Origin of the sequence: Acidisarcina polymorpha, from assembly GCF_003330725.1 — a bacterium.
Classification (GTDB): domain Bacteria; phylum Acidobacteriota; class Terriglobia; order Terriglobales; family Acidobacteriaceae; genus Acidisarcina; species Acidisarcina polymorpha.
Genome location: NZ_CP030840.1, coordinates 1556475 through 1572220 on the forward strand (window position 1 = coordinate 1556475; position 15746 = coordinate 1572220).

Sequence of the window (15746 nt, forward strand, 5' to 3'; positions counted from 1 at the left end):
TCCGCTGGTCGCAAGGTCGCTTTCCACCGATATCCTCTTTCCTCAGCCGTCGACTTCAACCGTTGAGAAACTTCCTTCGGGCGGCGCCGAAAGAACCGCCATACTGTCTCGGGGATAGTCCCGGTTGGCAAAAGGTCGCCGGGAAGTTAGCGGGTGGAACGGGGGCCGAGTCCGGCGATATCATGGGTGAAAGGATTGCACAGCACCAATGAGTCCCAAGAAGAAAACCATTGTCCTCCGTTGCCCGACCTGCAAAACCATTGTCACCGCGGCTGACGAAGACTTCCCTTTCTGCAGTGACCGATGCCGGAAGATCGATCTTGGCAAGTGGGCGAGTGGAGCTTACAAGATCTCGTCGCCAATTCTCGACCCTGATGTTCTCGAGGATCTCGAATCTGAACGACGCCCGTCCTCCGATGAGGACTGAACCGCGCGAGAAGGACAAGAAGGTCCATGCCGTTGAGGCTACCGGCAAGAGAACGCTTTGGGCGTGGATGATCGCTACCTTCTTCGGCGCGGGCTTCTGGAAGCCGGGACCGGGGACGGCAGGTTCGATTGTTGCTGCGGCGGTCTGGTGGATCTTCGGCCAGTTTGCCATTCATTTCCACGGAAGCACCGCCGCGCTCGCGACTTATCAAGGCTGGGTTACGGCTGTCGCCGCGCTCCTTCTGCTCATGATCGCGATCCCGGCGGCGACGATCGTCGCGAAGCAGAGCGGCCGTAAAGATCCGCAGATCGTGGTGGCGGACGAGGTGGTCGGTCAATGGATCACTTTAATTGCGGCGCCAGTGAATTGGCAGTTCGCCCTGGTCGGCCTCTTGCTGTTTCGGCTCTTCGATATCACCAAACCTCCACCTATCCGGCGAATCGAATTCCTGCCAGGTGGCTGGGGCATTATGCTGGACGACGTCGGGGCTGGCATTTACGCCTTAATCTGCGTTCAAATTCTCCATCATCTTCTGAAATAGCGGGTGAGAATCCTGCGAGAACAAATCAATCGGCTCGCGGAAGAGTTCTCGCCGGGAAAGGGAATCGGGGAAAGCGGTAGAGTAGAGAGAGACGTCTAAGGTTTATGGTGAGAATTCTGAAATCAGACCTGTCGAGCAATCCCCGGATTGAAGCGGTGCTGCCGGACGCAGCGCTGCCTGGCGGAGAAATCGAGATTCGAGGCACGAATCTGGGGGCGACCGGCTACGAGCGTCCACTTTCCGCGATTGGCGGGTCGACTGCTGCAGTCCTGTTGAGCCGCAGTACGCGGCTGCTGGTGCGTGTGCCCGAATCCTCCTCCATGTCGCCGAAGCTCGAGGTTTTCCGCAACGGTACGCGCAGCAATCAGGTCGAAGTTCACGTCGCTCGGCTGCTTGCCGAAAACATTCATGCTGTTGCCAGTCCGGCAGTGAATGCCAATGGTGAGGTTTTCGTCACTTTTTCTGGACCACGTGGACAGCAGACGCCGGTGTCCGTCTTCAAGATCAATCCAGATGGCGAGATGCGTGTGCTTCTCTCCGGTCTAGTGAATGCTACTGGTCTGGCGCTCGATGCCTATGGCTATCTCTACGTCTCTTCGCGCCATGAGGGTACAGTCCACCGCGTCTCCCCAGAGGGAGCAGCTGCGATCTATGCCGAAGGCATGGGGGTCGCCACTGGTGTCGCGTTTGACGGCGACCAGAATCTCTATGTCGGCGATCGCAGCGGCACGATCTTCAAGATCGCCCGCGACCGTCAGACCTTCGTCTTTGCCACCCTTGAGCCCAGCGTCGCTGCTTATCACATGGCCTTTGGCCCAGATGGAGGGCTCTTCGTCACCGGTCCAACCACCTCAAGCTACGATAGCGTCCACCGCATCGACCCGGATGGCAGCACTTCAGTCTATTTCCGCGGGCTGGGGCGGCCGCAGGGGATCGCCGTCGATATTGCAGGAAACCTTTATGTCGCGGCCTCGCTGCGAGGCAGGCGTGGAATTGTGCGTGTATCCCCTGACCAGAAGGCGGAACTGGTGCTCGCGGGTTCTGGAATCATTGGGCTGGCGTTTGCCCCCGGAGGTAATGCCATCCTGACGACCAGTACCGCGGTTTACCATGTCGATCTGCGCGTCGAGGGCTTCCAGTTTTCTTAGAACTCAGCGCGAATGCAGCCCCAAGGAGTATCAGCAGACCGGTCCCGACCATGAACTGTGAAATCATCGCCATTGGCTCCGAGCTGCTCACCCCGTTCCGCTCCGACACCAACTCCCTCTTCTTGACCGAACGCCTCAACAAACTGGGCGTGCAGGTTGCCTTCAAAACTATCGTTGGCGACCGCCAACAGGACCTTGTCGATCAGGTTCGCATCGCCCTGAACCGCGCCGACATTGTCATTACCATGGGTGGGCTTGGACCCACCGTGGACGATCTCACCCGGGAGGCGGTCGCCGAGGCGCTCGGCTTCCGCCTGAAACGCGACCAGGCTATCGTCGGCGCGCTCTATGCCCGGTTCGCTGCGCGGCGGATTCAGATGACGGACAACAATTCTCGCCAAGCCGATGTCATCGATGGCGCGATCATCCTAGAGAATCCGAATGGGACCGCCCCAGGACAGTGGCTGGATATCGTTTACAACACCCATCGCAAGCTGGTTCTACTTCTACCCGGGCCTCCGCATGAGTTGAAGTCCCTCTTTGACGCCCAATGCCTTCCGCGTCTCACGGAGACTCTTCCCAAGCGCCATATCGCCACTCGTACGCTGAAGGCGACGATGATCGGAGAGTCGGTCGCGGACGCTCGCATCGCCCCGATCTATAACCAGTACAAAGACGTTGAAACCACGATCCTGGCCCATATGGGAGACATCCAGCTGAACCTGATCTGTGGCAAGCCGCTGATTGAACTGGCGCAGGCGCGGGTCGATGAGCTCGCTGGCCGGATTGAAGACGAACTCGGCGATCTGATCTATTCGTCGCAAGGCGAATCGCTCGAGCAGATTGTCCTCTATTACCTGGAGATGCGCGGCGCGACCCTGGCTACCGCGGAGAGCTGCACCGGCGGCATGATGGCGCAGCGCCTGACCAGCATCAGCGGCAGTTCCCGGTCCTACCTAGGTGGAGCGGTGGTGTATTCCAACGAATTGAAGACCGCTTTTGCTGGGGTGCCGACCGAGACACTTGCCCTCTACGGGGCCGTCAGCCGCGAGGTCGCGACGGCGTTGGCAGAAGGCATCCGCCAGCGCAGCAACGCGAGTATCGGCGTCGGCATCACCGGCATTGCCGGGCCTAATGGGGGCACTGAAGAAAAACCCGTGGGGCTGGTGTACATCGCCGTCGCGGACGATCAGCAGACCGAAGTCGTCGAGAAACGGTTTGGCGGCGATCGGGAACGGATTCGTCAGTGGTCCACTCAACAAGCTCTGGATCTGGTGCGGCGCCGACTGATGTAGCTGCTCTCGGATTCACCGCTTCGTGGGGGCCTCAGTTCAAAGGTGGTCTCGGAGGAGGGTCCTCCGGCGTCGACTAAGAACAGCGCCGGGATGGAGAAGTTGCGCGGCTAACCTTGAAGTCAGGACACAGGAGACCAAGGGCATCCCGATCAGGCAATGCGGAAGAGGAGTCAGCATCCATAGCCAGAAGCCAGCTAACAGGCTTGGCATGGATTCGGCCCTCGAACGCGACCAGATCTCAGCGCCCGACCACTTCGACAATACTGGGATCGGACCAGGCAGGTGCGCCTGTCTGGGTCAACCCCGCCTTGGTGTCATCCCAGTGCAAGTGAGTGACTTTGCTCTTCCCGTTTTCGTAGGCATACGTCTGGCCATCGTCATCGTAGAGAGTGAAATCGGCATCGGCGCCGGGATAGACCCGAACTTTGGCAATCGCCTGGGTTTCTTCCGTGCTCTCAACCGGTGCACCCAACGGCAGAATGGAGCCCGCACGGACAAACAGAGGAAGCTTGTCGATAGGGGCATCCACGGTAATCGTCTGGCCGCCCTTCAGCCGCTCATTGGTCCAGTAGTTATACCAGTCCGCTCCAGCCGGTAGATAGACCTTGCGAGTCGTTACACCCTGCTCGCTTACCGGGGCCACAAGGAATGAAGGTCCCAGCATGTACTCGTCACGCAGGTCGGTGACGTTGGGGTCTTCGGGAAAGTCCATGAAGAGGGCCCGCATGGACGGAGCTCCCGACTCGTAAGTGTGATAACTCAAGGAATAGATGTAAGGCAGTAACTCGTAGCGTAGCTTGAGATACTTTTCGAGGATAGGCTCGGCCTGGTGTCCGTACGACCATACTTCGTTGTAAGTCCGGCTGCCGTGCGTGCGGAAGATCGGCAAAAAGGTTGCATATTCGAACCACCGGGTATAGAGCTCCGGATAGTCGTCGTATCCTCCAACGGTGTCACGCGCATCGGAAGGATCGAGTAAGGGAGGATGTTCGGGATGATGTTCCGAGGGAAGATACTGCCATCCGCCAGTGTCGTTGCTCCAGTTGGCGATGCCGGAGGCGGTGAAGTCCAGGCCAGTCGGGATCTGGCGCTTGAACGTATCCCAGGTGGGATAGATATCCGACGACCACACGATCACTCCATTACGTTGGATGCCGAGGTACGCGTCGCGGGAGAGGGTCAGGGCACGATGCGGAGTATCGCGGCGGAAGCCGTCATAGAGCGCTCCGGTATGGAAGAGCGGATAGGTGTTGTAGTAGCGAGTTCCGGGTCCGATGTGAAAGTAGCTGCCTTGCGGGGGAAGGTCGGGCTCGGTCTCATCGGCCCAGATCGAATCGAAACCCTTGCTTAGAACATTGTCTCGAATGACGCCCCAGTACCACTTGGCTGCATCCGGGTTGGTTGTGTCGATATCGGAGCCGGCTCGGTCATAGGGCAATCCGTTGGTGGGAGTCCCATCCGCGAGCTGCTCGAACCAGCCGTTTTTTAAGACGAGATCGTAATAGCGAGAACCGGGAACAAACCTCGGCCAGACGCTGATCATGGTGTGGATACCCATCTTGTGCAACTCGGCGTTCATCGCCGATGGGTCAGGCCACTTCACTGGATCGAGGTCCATTTGCCCCATCTTCGTGTAATAGAACCAGTCGACGACGATCGTATCGAGCGGCAGATGACGTTCGCGATAGCCCTTCGCCACAGAGAGCACTTCGTCCTGAGTGGTGTACTTCTGCTTGCACTGGATGAATCCATAGGCTGACTTGGGCAGCAGCGGAGTCGCTCCTGTAAGTTGGCGGTATCCGGCATAGATCTCGTCCGTGGATTTGCCCGCGATCACAAAAAAGGAGACCCGATCGCCGACTTCAGAGGTCCATCGGGTCTGCTCATTGAAGCCGGGCTCGATGACCGTGCGAGAAGGATTATCCCAGATCAGTCCATAGCCTTTGTTGGTGACCAGGAACGGCACGCAAGTACTCGGCCCGGCTGGGGCAGTGTAGTTCTGGGAGCAGTCGACGGTATGACCGCGGTGATCGAGGAAGCCCTCTTGATTCTGACCGAGGCCGTAATAATGCTCGTCATCCGGGGATGCGAAGGTCGCGCCGACCTGATAGAACTGCGGATCGGAAGGGCGCTTATCGTTCAAAACCCCGGCGTTGCCGTCTTTACGATTCGGGACCGATTGAGACCAACCCTCCAGGTGTAGAAGTGTCTTTCCTTCGGGCGTGCTGAAAGTAATGTTGGCTCCCGGGGTCGAGCCATTGAAGAACTTCCCAATGTCAACTTGCGACGGCACCGGCCTCCCGCTGCCGCGAGGAATATTCACACTGACTATCATGCGCGAGGAGCTATAGACATCGGCGTCGGCGCTCTGGTTGTACTTCCATCCTGCGCGTGCGGCCGTTCCGACAAAGCCGTAACCCGGGCCTGCGAGGGCCTGCTCTTTCAGCAGACTTAAAGTGACTCGCACGATGTTCGGCCCGTAGGGCTCAACCACGATGGTGCTGTTCCCCCGGGTAAGAACCATGTTGTCCTGCTGACCCTGAGCCAGGAGGCTCGGTAGAAGAGCAAGTGCGAACACCATGGTGAATCGAACTCTCAAACTCATCAAAGCTGGGCCTCCGGATTTCAAGCAAAGCGGTTTATATAGATCTCAAAGCAAGAGTCGTTTGCATCGATGCAAGGAACACTGATCGCCAACCATCAAGTTACTCGACCGAATGGATGTTCGGAATTCGAGCCGGAGTGTGGCGTTGACCCGCCCTTAGGCGCGAAAGACGCGGACTCCGCAAAGAACTGGCCGAAACTATTCTTTATCCAACATAGCCAGATCCAGCATGGCCAGAGCCCGCTCGAGTTGAACTCCTCGGGAAGCCTTGAAGAGAATTGCGTCTCCGGGTCTGAGTTCCGACCGCAGCCACTCGCCGGCAGCCTCGGGGGTTTCAAGAAAAATCGCTTGTGCTCCGGCATCAGCGGCTCCGTCAGCAATGTGGACCGCTTTACCGCGGACGCCGAGGACAATGTTGATTCCCTGCTTGGCAGCGAACTCCCCGCAGGCGCGATGCAGCTCCGAGGAATCGCGGCCGAGCTCCAGCATTTCGCCGGCTACTAAGATCCGGCGGCCCGCTGGTATTGAAGCCAGGGTCGCGACCATCGATTTGAGCGCCTCAGGATTCGAGTTATAGCAATCATCGATGATTGTCGCTCCGCGGATTTGCCGCACCTGGCCCCGTTTCGTCCCTGCCCGCAATGACTCGACGGCCGCGACACACTCCGCGAGGGCAATCCCTGCTTCGAGACCCACCGCAATGGCCGCCATGGCGTTGGTTACGTTGTGCCGGCCCATCAGAGAGATCCGAACTGGCGCGGATTCTTTGCCAGCAAAGACTCGAAAGCTGCTTCCCTGCTGACCAAGCTCGATAATTTCTTCGGCATGCGGTTCGGCACACGGGCCAGAACCGAAAGAAATTGTTTTGCCGGTAAAGTTCCTTCCGAACTGGGAGACGTAGGGATCGCCGCAATTCAAAAATGCGACCCCGTTCGGCGGCAGCGCCTCGATCAACTCGTACTTCGCACGGGCGATGCCGGAGAGCCCCTCGGGAAAATTCTCGGCATGTGCCCATCCCACGTTCGTTACCACCGCCCAGTTGGGAGCGGCAATCTTCGCCAATGCGGCGATCTCGCCTGCATGGGACATGCCCATTTCGACGACTGCATATTCGTCGTCCCGCTCCAGACGCAGCAGCTGCAACGGCAGCCCAAAGCTGTTATTTAGATTGCCTTCAGTTTTCAACACACGGAATTTCTTCGCCAAAACCGCAGCAATGGCTTCCTTGGTCGTCGTCTTGCCCGCGCTTCCAGTGATTGCCACAACCCGCTTGCCCCAGTGCAGGCGGACGGCGGCGGCGAGCTTATGCAGAGCGGCCAGAGGGTCCTCTGCGACTACCAGCAGGTTCTCCCCGCGGATCGCGGCGGGTAGACCATCAATCTTGTGTCGAGAGACAACTGCCGCGATCGCGCCCGCCGCGAGGGCAGCCTCGACAAAGTCGTGGCCATCGAAACGCTCTCCTTTGACTGCGAAGAACAGGTCGCCGGGGGCAATCGTTCGAGAGTCTATCGAATAGCCGGTCACCTGGCCAGCCTTCGGAGGCAGCATCTCCGCACCAGCGATTCGGACAGAGCCGATCCACTCTTCGACTCGCTTGAGGGGCAGCTTCATCGAGTCGCCTCGCTCACAAGATTGAAGCCTAGAGCGGCGAGGGCGCGCTGAGCCACCTGAACGTCGTCGAACGGAATTGTGCGGTCTTTCAGCACCTGCATTTTTTCATGACCTTTACCGGCAAGCAAAACTATATCTCCTGACCTGGCAGCTTGTATTGCAGCAGCGATTGCAGCACCCCGATCGGGCTCCACCTGGAAGCCGGTGCAGGTCGGCTCCAAGCCTTCGAGCACGTCGCTAATAATTGCCAACGGGTCTTCGCTGCGGGGATTGTCTGAAGTCAGCACTACCAGATCACTTCCCTTTCCAGCAACGCGGCCCATCTCGGACCGCTTCGTCCGGTCGCGGTCACCTCCACAGCCAAACAAGGTGATGACGCGACCATCATGCGTCGCAACCAACTCACGAGCGAGGGCGATCAGGTTCTTCAAGGCGTCGTCCGTATGAGCGTAATCGACAACTACGGCAAACGGCTGTTGGGCATCCACGGTCTGGAAGCGCCCGGGTACATGGTCGAGAACGGCCGCACCGGCAACGACTTCGTTTAAAGATAGGCCGCGTGCGATGGCCGCCGCCGAGGCCGCGAGCAAGTTATAAACATTAACCTTGCCGGTGAGCCGGGTTGAGATAGACGCCTCTCCGAGAGGAGTCCTCAAGGTGAAGCGCATCCCTTGCGCAGTCATCTGGACATTCCCCGCACGGAAGGTACCGCTATTCAGACCGTAGCCGTAAATCTCGACGCCCGCCATTGCAGCGGCCCTGGCGATCTCGCGGCCGGACTCATCGTCTAAATTGATCACTGCGACACGCGGCGGCGTGCCGTTCCGGCCATCGAACAAGCTTTGCTTTGCCGCTCGGTACTTCTCCATCGTGCCGTGAAAATCGAGGTGATCGCGAGTGAGATTCGTGAAGATGGCGACATCGTACTTCAGTCCCCAAACCCGGCCCTGCTCCAATGCGTGGGAGGAGACCTCCATCACCGCCTCGGTAGCGCCCTTGGTCACGCCTTCCCGGAAGAGTTCGAAAAGATCCCGCGACTCAGGAGTCGTATGCGGTGAAGGGCGTATTCGCCCGGCAACATGATATTCAATAGTCCCAACCAGAACCGTCTTGCGCGCCACGTGATTGAGCATCGCATCGAGCAGGAACGCGGTCGTGGTTTTGCCATTAGTGCCAGTGACGCCACTCAAGCCGAGCTGGTCCTGGGGATGAGCGAAGAAGTTTGACGCCAGACCGGCCAGGGCCTTGCGACCGTGGGTGACCTCAATCAACGCAAGCTGCGGAAGGTTGCGCGCTGCGTCATCAAAGGCAGCCGTCGAGTCAGTCACGACGGCGACGGCACCCTGTTTTGCGGCGAGAGAAATATACCGGTTTCCATCGGTTGAGCCGCCATGCATCGCCACAAAGAGCGAACCCGGCAGGACCCGTCGTGAATCGTATTCCACGCCGCCGACCTCAGGATCAGACGCTTTTCGTCTGACAAAGGAGACGCCGGCCAGCAACTGGCTGAGTTTCATCATGCTATGAGGATTTTATGCGGAGAGGCCGCGAACGGCATCCATGAGGGCAAGAGGCTCTGCTCAAGGGCAAGACTACTGCCTCGTGAAACGCACTACCACTTCAGTTCCTGCGGGAACCATTGTCCCTGGCGGCGGCGCCTGCTCGCGCGCCATGCCGTTACCGACCACTTCTACGGCGAGCCCTGAGATTCCGGCCTGTTCGATCACATGTCGCACCGGCTCGCCCAAGAACGAGGGCACGGCCACTCGCCGGGTGGAGTCGACAACCACTGCGCCATCCGCCGGCGAATTCACCGGATGAGGCGACGGAGCAGGAGTAACACCCTCCGGAGGCGCGGGAGCTGCAAGGACAGGTTGAGCTGCGGGGACGGGTTGATAGGTGTAGGCGGGATTCACATCTGGATTCATCACCCGGTTCGATGACACCTGATCGCTCACCGGTTGAGCCTCAACCGGCTTCGGCAAGCGAAGAGGATCGTCCGCTGGCAGATCGTTAACTTCTGCGAATAAGCTGTCCACGCTTTCATTGGCCTCGGGCGCATGTTCTTGAGGGCCTTGGCTGGCCAGGGCTTTTGCCATATCCGGCGCGGACTTCACCTCAATATCATGGGGAACACCGAGATATTCGAGCACCTCCTGCGCGAGCTCGTGAAAGACTGGCGCACTCGCCTGCGCTCCATGATGACCGCCGTCGGAGGGCGAGTCCATGATGACGGCCACGGTGATCGCCGGGTTGTTGACCGGAGCGAAGCCGACAAACGAGGCGATATACTTCGACTTCGAGTAAGTGTGGGTCGCTATATCGATCTTCTGCGCTGTTCCTGTCTTGCCGGCCGAGCTGTAACCATTGAGTTGAGCATTCTTGCCGGTGCCGAAGAGCACCACCCCCTCCATCATCTTGCGCATCTGCGCTGCAGTAAGAGTCGAGATCACGCGATGAGCACCATCGGGGAGCGGATCGGGTAAGTCATCTCCAGGATGAAAGGCGGACGGCTTCAACTTCGGGCTGCCCTTCACCTCATCGGTGCTGGCGAGCAGGATGTGGGGCGGCAGGTACATACCCCCATTTGCAATCGTGGAGGCCATGGTGATCAACTGCACCGGGGTGACGGCGATCTCCTGGCCCATCGGAATCGAACCAATGGTGGTCGGGTTCCAGCGCCGGACCGGCTTTAACAGGCCGCGGGTCTCACCGGGAACTTCGATCCCGCTTCGCTCACCAAATCCGTAGGACCGGATGTATTTGTAGAACGTATTGGGTCCCATCCTCTGGGCCAGCTGGATGGCCGCGACATCGCTCGATTCCCACAACGCCTGGCTTGTGGAGAGGACGCCATTGTAGTGGTCGTCATGGACGATGCGGCCGGCGACGTTCATCTGGCCACCGTGGCAATCAATGAGCTTGTCGGGGTCGGTGACCTTTTCTTCAAGCGCCGCCGAATAGGTCACCAGTTTGAATGTCGATCCAGGCTCGTAAACATCGCTGACCGCGTGGTTGCGCCGCAGATCTCCGGTGGCGTGGCGAAAGTCATTCGGGTTAAAGGTGGGCCGGATCGCGAGCGCAAGAATCTGCCCGGTATGCGGGTCCTGCACTACGACGGTGCCGTTGATCGACCTGGTTCGTTCCATGGCATGATCGAGCGCCTGCTCGGCCATGAACTGGATATTTTCATCCAGCGTGAGCACAAGGTTTTCGCCGGGAACCGGTTCGCTCTGCTGGCTGCCAAGCATATGGCGTTTGGCGTCGAAAGCAGCGTTGGTGCGGCCGGGCGTTCCATGCAGCTCATCTTCGAAATTTTGTTCCAACCCGCCAAGTCCGGTCGCATCTGTGCCTACGTAGCCCAGCACCTGCGCCGCGATTCGATTGTCAGGATAGAAGCGTTTAAATTCTTTCTGAATGTGGACGCCCTTCAGATTGAGCGCCTTGACTTGTGCAATCACCGACGGGTCGAGACCACGCGCGACCCAGGCATAATCGCGCGATGCGAGCAGTCGCGCATCGATGCGTTCGGCGGAGGTAAAGCTGTCATCGGGATCGGTATGAACTACTTTGGCCAGGGCACTGGCGGTCGCGAGCTTTGCTTTCGCGATCTGCTGAGGATCCTTACTGTCGGTGATCTCATAGGGAACCACAAAGACCGAGTCGGCAAGCACACTCACCGCCATCTCGTGGAGATTGCGATCGTAGAGAATCCCGCGCCTGGGCAATACCTCGAAAGTGCGCTGCTGTTGACGATTCGCTTTGTCGATGTAAACCGGCCGCAACACCACCTGCAACCAGACAAGGCGGAGACAAATGATAGTCGTCCACAAGACGAAGAAGCCGAGAATGTAAAGAAAGCGCGGACGCCGCGCAACCACTCTGGGCGCCGGTTGGGCGCGGTCGCCAGATTGGGGGCTTTGCGGGAAGAGCGTATTTCCAGGGAAGAACGAGGTCAAATTCACAGCGACAGAAATCCTCCCAGGAAACCCCTGCACGGAAACGCTAGAGCCAATCGGGAGTAGGTGGCATTTGAAGTCACTATGCCGAACATGCGCTTCTCCTGCAGGAAAGGACTACATGTCCCAAGTGTCCGATTAAAAAATTGTGCGTCGCGCTAGCGCCGGTTGTCCGCCGTCAGCATGGGCGTGATTGGCGAAGCCTGAGCGAGTACTGGAGCGCCCGCGTCGGGAGTGTTCTCGGGTCGAACCACTTGTCCAGGTGCCGGAGCATTCAATCCAAGCTGTCTGGCCATGATGTCGATGCGCGCCGGCGCGCCGAGCTGAGCCTCGGTCAGCCGCAGTTGGCGGTTTTGCTCGTTCAGCTGCTCCATCTGCTGCTTCTCCGCCTCGATCCGGTAACCGTACTCGATGGCGCTGAAGTGTTGCCATCCATACACCATGATGAGCGCAAACAAAACTGCCATCGCGGTGGCAAAGCTTCGCATCTCCCGGGCGCGCTGCGGGTCATCGGCAGTCACCAGGCGCGAGTTGTCAATCCTCTTAGTGAAGAAGACCTCAGGCGTCGGCCCCCGCCGCATACGCTGCTGCGCCGCGAGCAGCGACAGGTTGCGATCGCGAATTGTGTCGGCATCGTACCGCCGGTTGTACATGGGTGCCTGGGTCGCGATTACTTGGGTCGCCATCGTCTCTTCTCCAAAATGTACTGATTGCGCACCCCAGATTCGCGAAGCAAACCCAAGGCTCATCTCGTCTTCTTCCATTCCTCACGACCGGGCCCGGGTCGCTAATAGAGAGGAGTGGTCTTGCGTGGTTGAATCGTCTTACTTTCGCCGTTGTATTGCGGTAGGACGACCCGGCCCGATCTTGTTCTTCTCAAATCCTGATATCCCTAACTTTTCCGCCGCTCTCAGCTTCGCGCTGCGCGATCTGGGATTGCGGTCCATTTCTTCCTGCTCCGCGGTCAGCGGCTTCCGGGTCAGCACTTCATAAATCCCGGCCTGCGCGCCTTCGCGAAAAGCATCCTTCACTAGCCGGTCCTCGAGAGAGTGGAAGCTGATCACTGCCAGCCTTCCGCCCGGCCTCAACAACCTCGGCGCAGCATCGAGCAGCGCCTTCAACTCGTCCAGTTCCCCATTTACATAAATCCGGAGCGCCTGAAAGGTCCTGGTCGCCGGATGAATCACGTGCTTGCCTCGCTCCCGTTTCATTGGCGGGGCGCATCCGGAAACGACTTTGGCCAATTCCGCCGTCGTCGTTATCGGCCGCGCCCTGACAATGGCTCTGGCGATTCTCCGCGACCTCCTTTCTTCTCCGAATTCGTAAATCAGATCGGCGAGTTCTTTTTCACCGAACTGATTTACCACTTGTTCGGCGGTGACGCCCTGGCGCGGATTCATCCGCATATCCAGGTTCCCATCCGCCTGAAAGCTGAAACCCCGACGGGCTTCGTCAAGTTGCATCGAACTGACGCCAACATCGGCGAGCAAACCATCAATGCTGCCTGCTTCGAGCCGGTCTGCCGCCAGCGAAAACTCCACATCATGCAGCACGATCTCCGGCATGGCCTCGCCCAACTCTTCCCGCAGCGTTTCTAACCTCGCCTTGGCAAAGGCAAAAGCCTCCGGATCGCGGTCAAAGCCGATTAGCTTTCCTTTCGGCCCCAGTGCTTTTGCAATCGCACTGGCGTGACCCGCAAAACCGAGCGTTGCATCGACATAGGTGCCGCCGGTGCGCACATTAAGAATTCGAACCGCAACCTCTAAAAGAACTGGCACATGTCTCGGATTTTCAGCCATGTGCTCCCCCTTGGGGGTCTTCTATCCCTTGACCATCGGTACTACCAGCCGTCACTACAATCCGAACTCTGCAAGCGACTTCTCGTCTTCTTCGGTGAGCGGCTCGGCATCCATCTTGCGCTTGAACTCTTCGCGGTTCGCAATCTCGAAGTAGGTCTGCATTCCAAACACATTGACATCGCCGGTCACATTCAATTCCTCTCGCATCAACTGCGGAATCAATAAGCGCCCTTGGGTATCCATCTCCGTCGAGTGGCCGAAATAGTTGATCCGCTCCATAAGCTTTCGCTTGGCGGGATTGAAGTTCGGGATTGCCGCCAGCTTGGCTTCAAACTTCTCCCACTCCTGCATCGGGTAGATCTCTGCCCGCTTGCCGTCGCGGCTCGTAATGAAGAACTGGGTGCCATACCCCTCGTCGATCTGGCGCTTGAAGTCCGCCGGCAGCTTGAGGCGGCCCTTGTCGTCGATCCGAGTTGGGTTATTCCCCCGAAACACCGTGCCTGGACCTTTCCCTTGCTGGTTGCCGACTGCGGATCGAACCTTCTGGCGTGGATCATTGCTTGTGAGCCGTGCTAATCACGATTTCTTTCCAATTATGGCCACTTTGCTCCATTCCTGTCCACCGATACTTTCCGCGACGTTTTCTAATTGGTTGCAAAACCTGTGAATTTTTCTCGGGATCTGTGGAATTCGGGTGGAGAGCGCTACGCCCCTCATTAAACGCCAGATAGATCAGGCTGCAGCTAATTTTTGTTGAATGCTAGTAACCAGCTTGGTTCCCGGTTCTGCTTTGACCCTTGCGCAGCGTTCAGAAGGCCTATTGCACACCCTCAGGCCGGGAGTTTTGCTCAGCCCGTGCCCGGATCCGGCCCTGAACGTGGAAGACCAGGTAAATGACGACAACGGTGTTCAGAATCAGCAGAATGACCTTGAGCCAGGTGACGTGGCGAATGATCTCAAACAATTCCCAGGGAAGAAAGGAAGCTGTGATGATGAGCGTCAGGTATTCAGCCCAGGTCTTTTCGAGCGCCAGTCCAGTCCCCTCGATGATGTCTAATCCGGCGTAGCAGAAGATCGCGATGCTGATCTCACGCAGGCGGTGAGGACTGATCAGAGCTACTTTTTCGAGCACCAGGTTAACGAAATGGTTTTCCGGATCGAAACGCAATGCGACGATCAAGTGAGCGAGCAGATCCACCAGGTCCTTGTGCAGCAAATGCAGAGCGCCGACCCCGAGCATAATGAACAGCAGGGCTTTGAGCAGCTTGAGCACGCCGATCAAGACAAGCCAGCGGCTATGGTCTGGGTTGGCGTTATGCGTCAACGGTGCGCATCTCTCCAATCCCCTGAATTCGGCTTCGCGTCACGTCTCGCCGCACCTGCTGCTCGCTTCTGATTTCCGTCCCGTTCCAGCATCGCTGACGGACTCGACTCTTCCAGCATATCGTGTTCGCTTTCGCAAGGGACGCTTTTGGATGGACTTCGGGGGTTGCCGTTTTTCGGAACGAGTCAGCCCGTTCAGCATGTTTGCCGGTCTAAAGGAACTTTGTTCATCCCATTGACAATCCGGGGACAGACTTTGCTTCCCGGAAATAGCGTGCCTTGTTCAAGAGGCCACTCGAGCGCTTCCAACCGTACAGTTGGCAGGTGAAACATCGATCAGTTGCGATCATCAAACCGTATGTCAGTGTAGTCACGAGCTGTGCATTGAAACGAAAGGAAAGACCATGAAGAAGACCTTGGTAACGGCGTTCATTGTCATCGCTCTCGGATATACCGTTAGTTACGCTTATTCCCAAACGGGGAAAAAGGAATCAATGGTGGGCGGGTCCGCCATGTATCCGAGCAAGAACATCATCCAGAATGCGGCTAATTCGAAAGATCACACTACCTTGGTTGCGGCAGTAAAGGCTGCAGGATTGGTGGACACGCTGAGTGGCCCCGGACCTTTCACTGTCTTCGCGCCCACAAATGAGGCTTTCGAGAAGCTTCCCAGCGGTACGGTCGATATCCTGCTCAAGCCCGAGAATAAGGACACTCTGGTCAAGGTCCTCACCTATCATGTCGTGGCGGGGCGGGTGACGTCGAAAGACCTCCGGAAGATGATTAAGGGAGGCAGAGGTAGAGCCGCCATCAAGACAGTACAGGGGGAAGATCTTACCGCCTCCATCGGCGATGGGAAGGTCATGCTGACGGATGCGAAGGGTGGCATATCGACGGTCACGATCGCGGATGTCTTTCAGTCGAACGGCGTCATTCATGTTGTCGACGCTGTCCTGATGCCTAACTGAGCTGTTGATCCTGGGCAAGAAGCTTCCGATTCCAGGAAGCGTTTAGTTTCTTAGAAAGGCTAGGGCGTTG

Annotated in this window: 13 protein-coding genes; 5 read left to right on the forward strand and 8 right to left on the reverse strand. The window is 58.0% G+C overall.

The annotated features are described in order from the left end of the window. Positions 1-208 precede the first annotated feature (208 nt). From ACPOL_RS06885 to ACPOL_RS06900, 4 genes are all read left to right on the forward strand, one after another. Positions 209-427, forward strand: coding sequence for a DNA gyrase inhibitor YacG (locus tag ACPOL_RS06885; RefSeq protein ID WP_114206398.1), 219 nt, complete (start codon positions 209-211; stop codon positions 425-427). Then, on the forward strand, positions 321-968 hold the full coding sequence (locus ACPOL_RS06890; protein WP_236657288.1) for a phosphatidylglycerophosphatase A family protein: 648 nt from the start codon (positions 321-323) through the stop codon (positions 966-968). The genes ACPOL_RS06885 and ACPOL_RS06890 overlap by 107 nt, the downstream gene beginning before the upstream one ends. A 104-nt stretch (positions 969-1072) precedes the next feature. After that, positions 1073-2116 (forward strand): IPT/TIG domain-containing protein, encoded by a 1044-nt coding sequence (locus ACPOL_RS06895; RefSeq protein ID WP_114206400.1) that lies wholly within the window; start codon positions 1073-1075, stop codon positions 2114-2116. A gap of 50 nt (positions 2117-2166) precedes the next feature. Further along, positions 2167-3411 (forward strand): competence/damage-inducible protein A, encoded by a 1245-nt coding sequence (locus ACPOL_RS06900; protein WP_114206401.1) that lies wholly within the window; start codon positions 2167-2169, stop codon positions 3409-3411. A gap of 238 nt (positions 3412-3649) precedes the next feature. Here ACPOL_RS06900 and ACPOL_RS06905 read toward each other — a convergent pair whose 3' ends face one another. The 8 genes from ACPOL_RS06905 to ACPOL_RS06940 form a co-directional block, all read right to left on the reverse strand. Continuing rightward, entirely contained in the window at positions 3650-6016 is a 2367-nt protein-coding gene (locus ACPOL_RS06905) for a glycoside hydrolase family 31 protein (protein ID WP_114206402.1), read from the reverse strand. Positions 6017-6214: 198 nt separating this feature from the next. After that, positions 6215-7627: a UDP-N-acetylmuramoyl-tripeptide--D-alanyl-D-alanine ligase gene (locus tag ACPOL_RS06910; protein ID WP_114206403.1), complete on the reverse strand. Its 1413-nt coding sequence runs from the start codon at positions 7625-7627 to the stop codon at positions 6215-6217. Next, a complete protein-coding gene (locus ACPOL_RS06915; protein WP_338026758.1) occupies positions 7624-9147 on the reverse strand; it encodes a UDP-N-acetylmuramoyl-L-alanyl-D-glutamate--2,6-diaminopimelate ligase in 1524 nt (507 codons plus the stop codon). Before ACPOL_RS06915 ends, ACPOL_RS06910 begins: the two co-directional genes overlap by 4 nt. A 72-nt stretch (positions 9148-9219) precedes the next feature. Further along, positions 9220-11592, reverse strand: a complete 2373-nt coding sequence (locus ACPOL_RS06920) for a penicillin-binding protein (RefSeq protein WP_236657289.1) — start codon at positions 11590-11592, stop codon at positions 9220-9222. Positions 11593-11744: 152 nt separating this feature from the next. Next, positions 11745-12272 (reverse strand): FtsB/FtsL family cell division protein, encoded by a 528-nt coding sequence (locus tag ACPOL_RS06925; protein ID WP_114210671.1) that lies wholly within the window; start codon positions 12270-12272, stop codon positions 11745-11747. 138 nt (positions 12273-12410) lie between these two features. Next, positions 12411-13385 (reverse strand): 16S rRNA (cytosine(1402)-N(4))-methyltransferase RsmH, encoded by a 975-nt coding sequence (gene rsmH / locus ACPOL_RS06930; RefSeq protein ID WP_114206404.1) that lies wholly within the window; start codon positions 13383-13385, stop codon positions 12411-12413. Between the two features lie 54 nt (positions 13386-13439). Then, entirely contained in the window at positions 13440-13880 is a 441-nt protein-coding gene (locus ACPOL_RS06935) for a division/cell wall cluster transcriptional repressor MraZ (RefSeq protein ID WP_114206405.1), read from the reverse strand. Between the two features lie 322 nt (positions 13881-14202). Beyond that, positions 14203-14709 (reverse strand): DUF2127 domain-containing protein, encoded by a 507-nt coding sequence (locus tag ACPOL_RS06940; RefSeq protein WP_236657290.1) that lies wholly within the window; start codon positions 14707-14709, stop codon positions 14203-14205. A gap of 403 nt (positions 14710-15112) precedes the next feature. Between ACPOL_RS06940 and ACPOL_RS06945 the strand changes: the two genes are divergently transcribed. Continuing rightward, positions 15113-15676: a fasciclin domain-containing protein gene (locus tag ACPOL_RS06945; RefSeq protein WP_114206407.1), complete on the forward strand. Its 564-nt coding sequence runs from the start codon at positions 15113-15115 to the stop codon at positions 15674-15676. Positions 15677-15746: the final 70 nt, after the last annotated feature.

Bases quoted from the DNA above. Each gene is read 5' to 3' on its own strand.
- ACPOL_RS06905 (WP_114206402.1), bottom strand. From the start codon at position 6,016: ATGAGTTTGAGAGTTCGATTCACCATGGTGTTCGCACTTGCTCTTCTA.
- ACPOL_RS06945 (WP_114206407.1), top strand. From the start codon at position 15,113: ATGAAGAAGACCTTGGTAACGGCGTTCATTGTCATCGCTCTCGGATAT.
- ACPOL_RS06910 (WP_114206403.1), bottom strand. From the start codon at position 7,627: ATGAAGCTGCCCCTCAAGCGAGTCGAAGAGTGGATCGGCTCTGTCCGA.
- ACPOL_RS06885 (WP_114206398.1), top strand. From the start codon at position 209: ATGAGTCCCAAGAAGAAAACCATTGTCCTCCGTTGCCCGACCTGCAAA.
- ACPOL_RS06895 (WP_114206400.1), top strand. From the start codon at position 1,073: ATGGTGAGAATTCTGAAATCAGACCTGTCGAGCAATCCCCGGATTGAA.
- ACPOL_RS06925 (WP_114210671.1), bottom strand. From the start codon at position 12,272: ATGGCGACCCAAGTAATCGCGACCCAGGCACCCATGTACAACCGGCGG.
- ACPOL_RS06915 (WP_338026758.1), bottom strand. From the start codon at position 9,147: ATGATGAAACTCAGCCAGTTGCTGGCCGGCGTCTCCTTTGTCAGACGA.
- ACPOL_RS06900 (WP_114206401.1), top strand. From the start codon at position 2,167: ATGAACTGTGAAATCATCGCCATTGGCTCCGAGCTGCTCACCCCGTTC.
- rsmH (WP_114206404.1), bottom strand. From the start codon at position 13,385: ATGGCTGAAAATCCGAGACATGTGCCAGTTCTTTTAGAGGTTGCGGTT.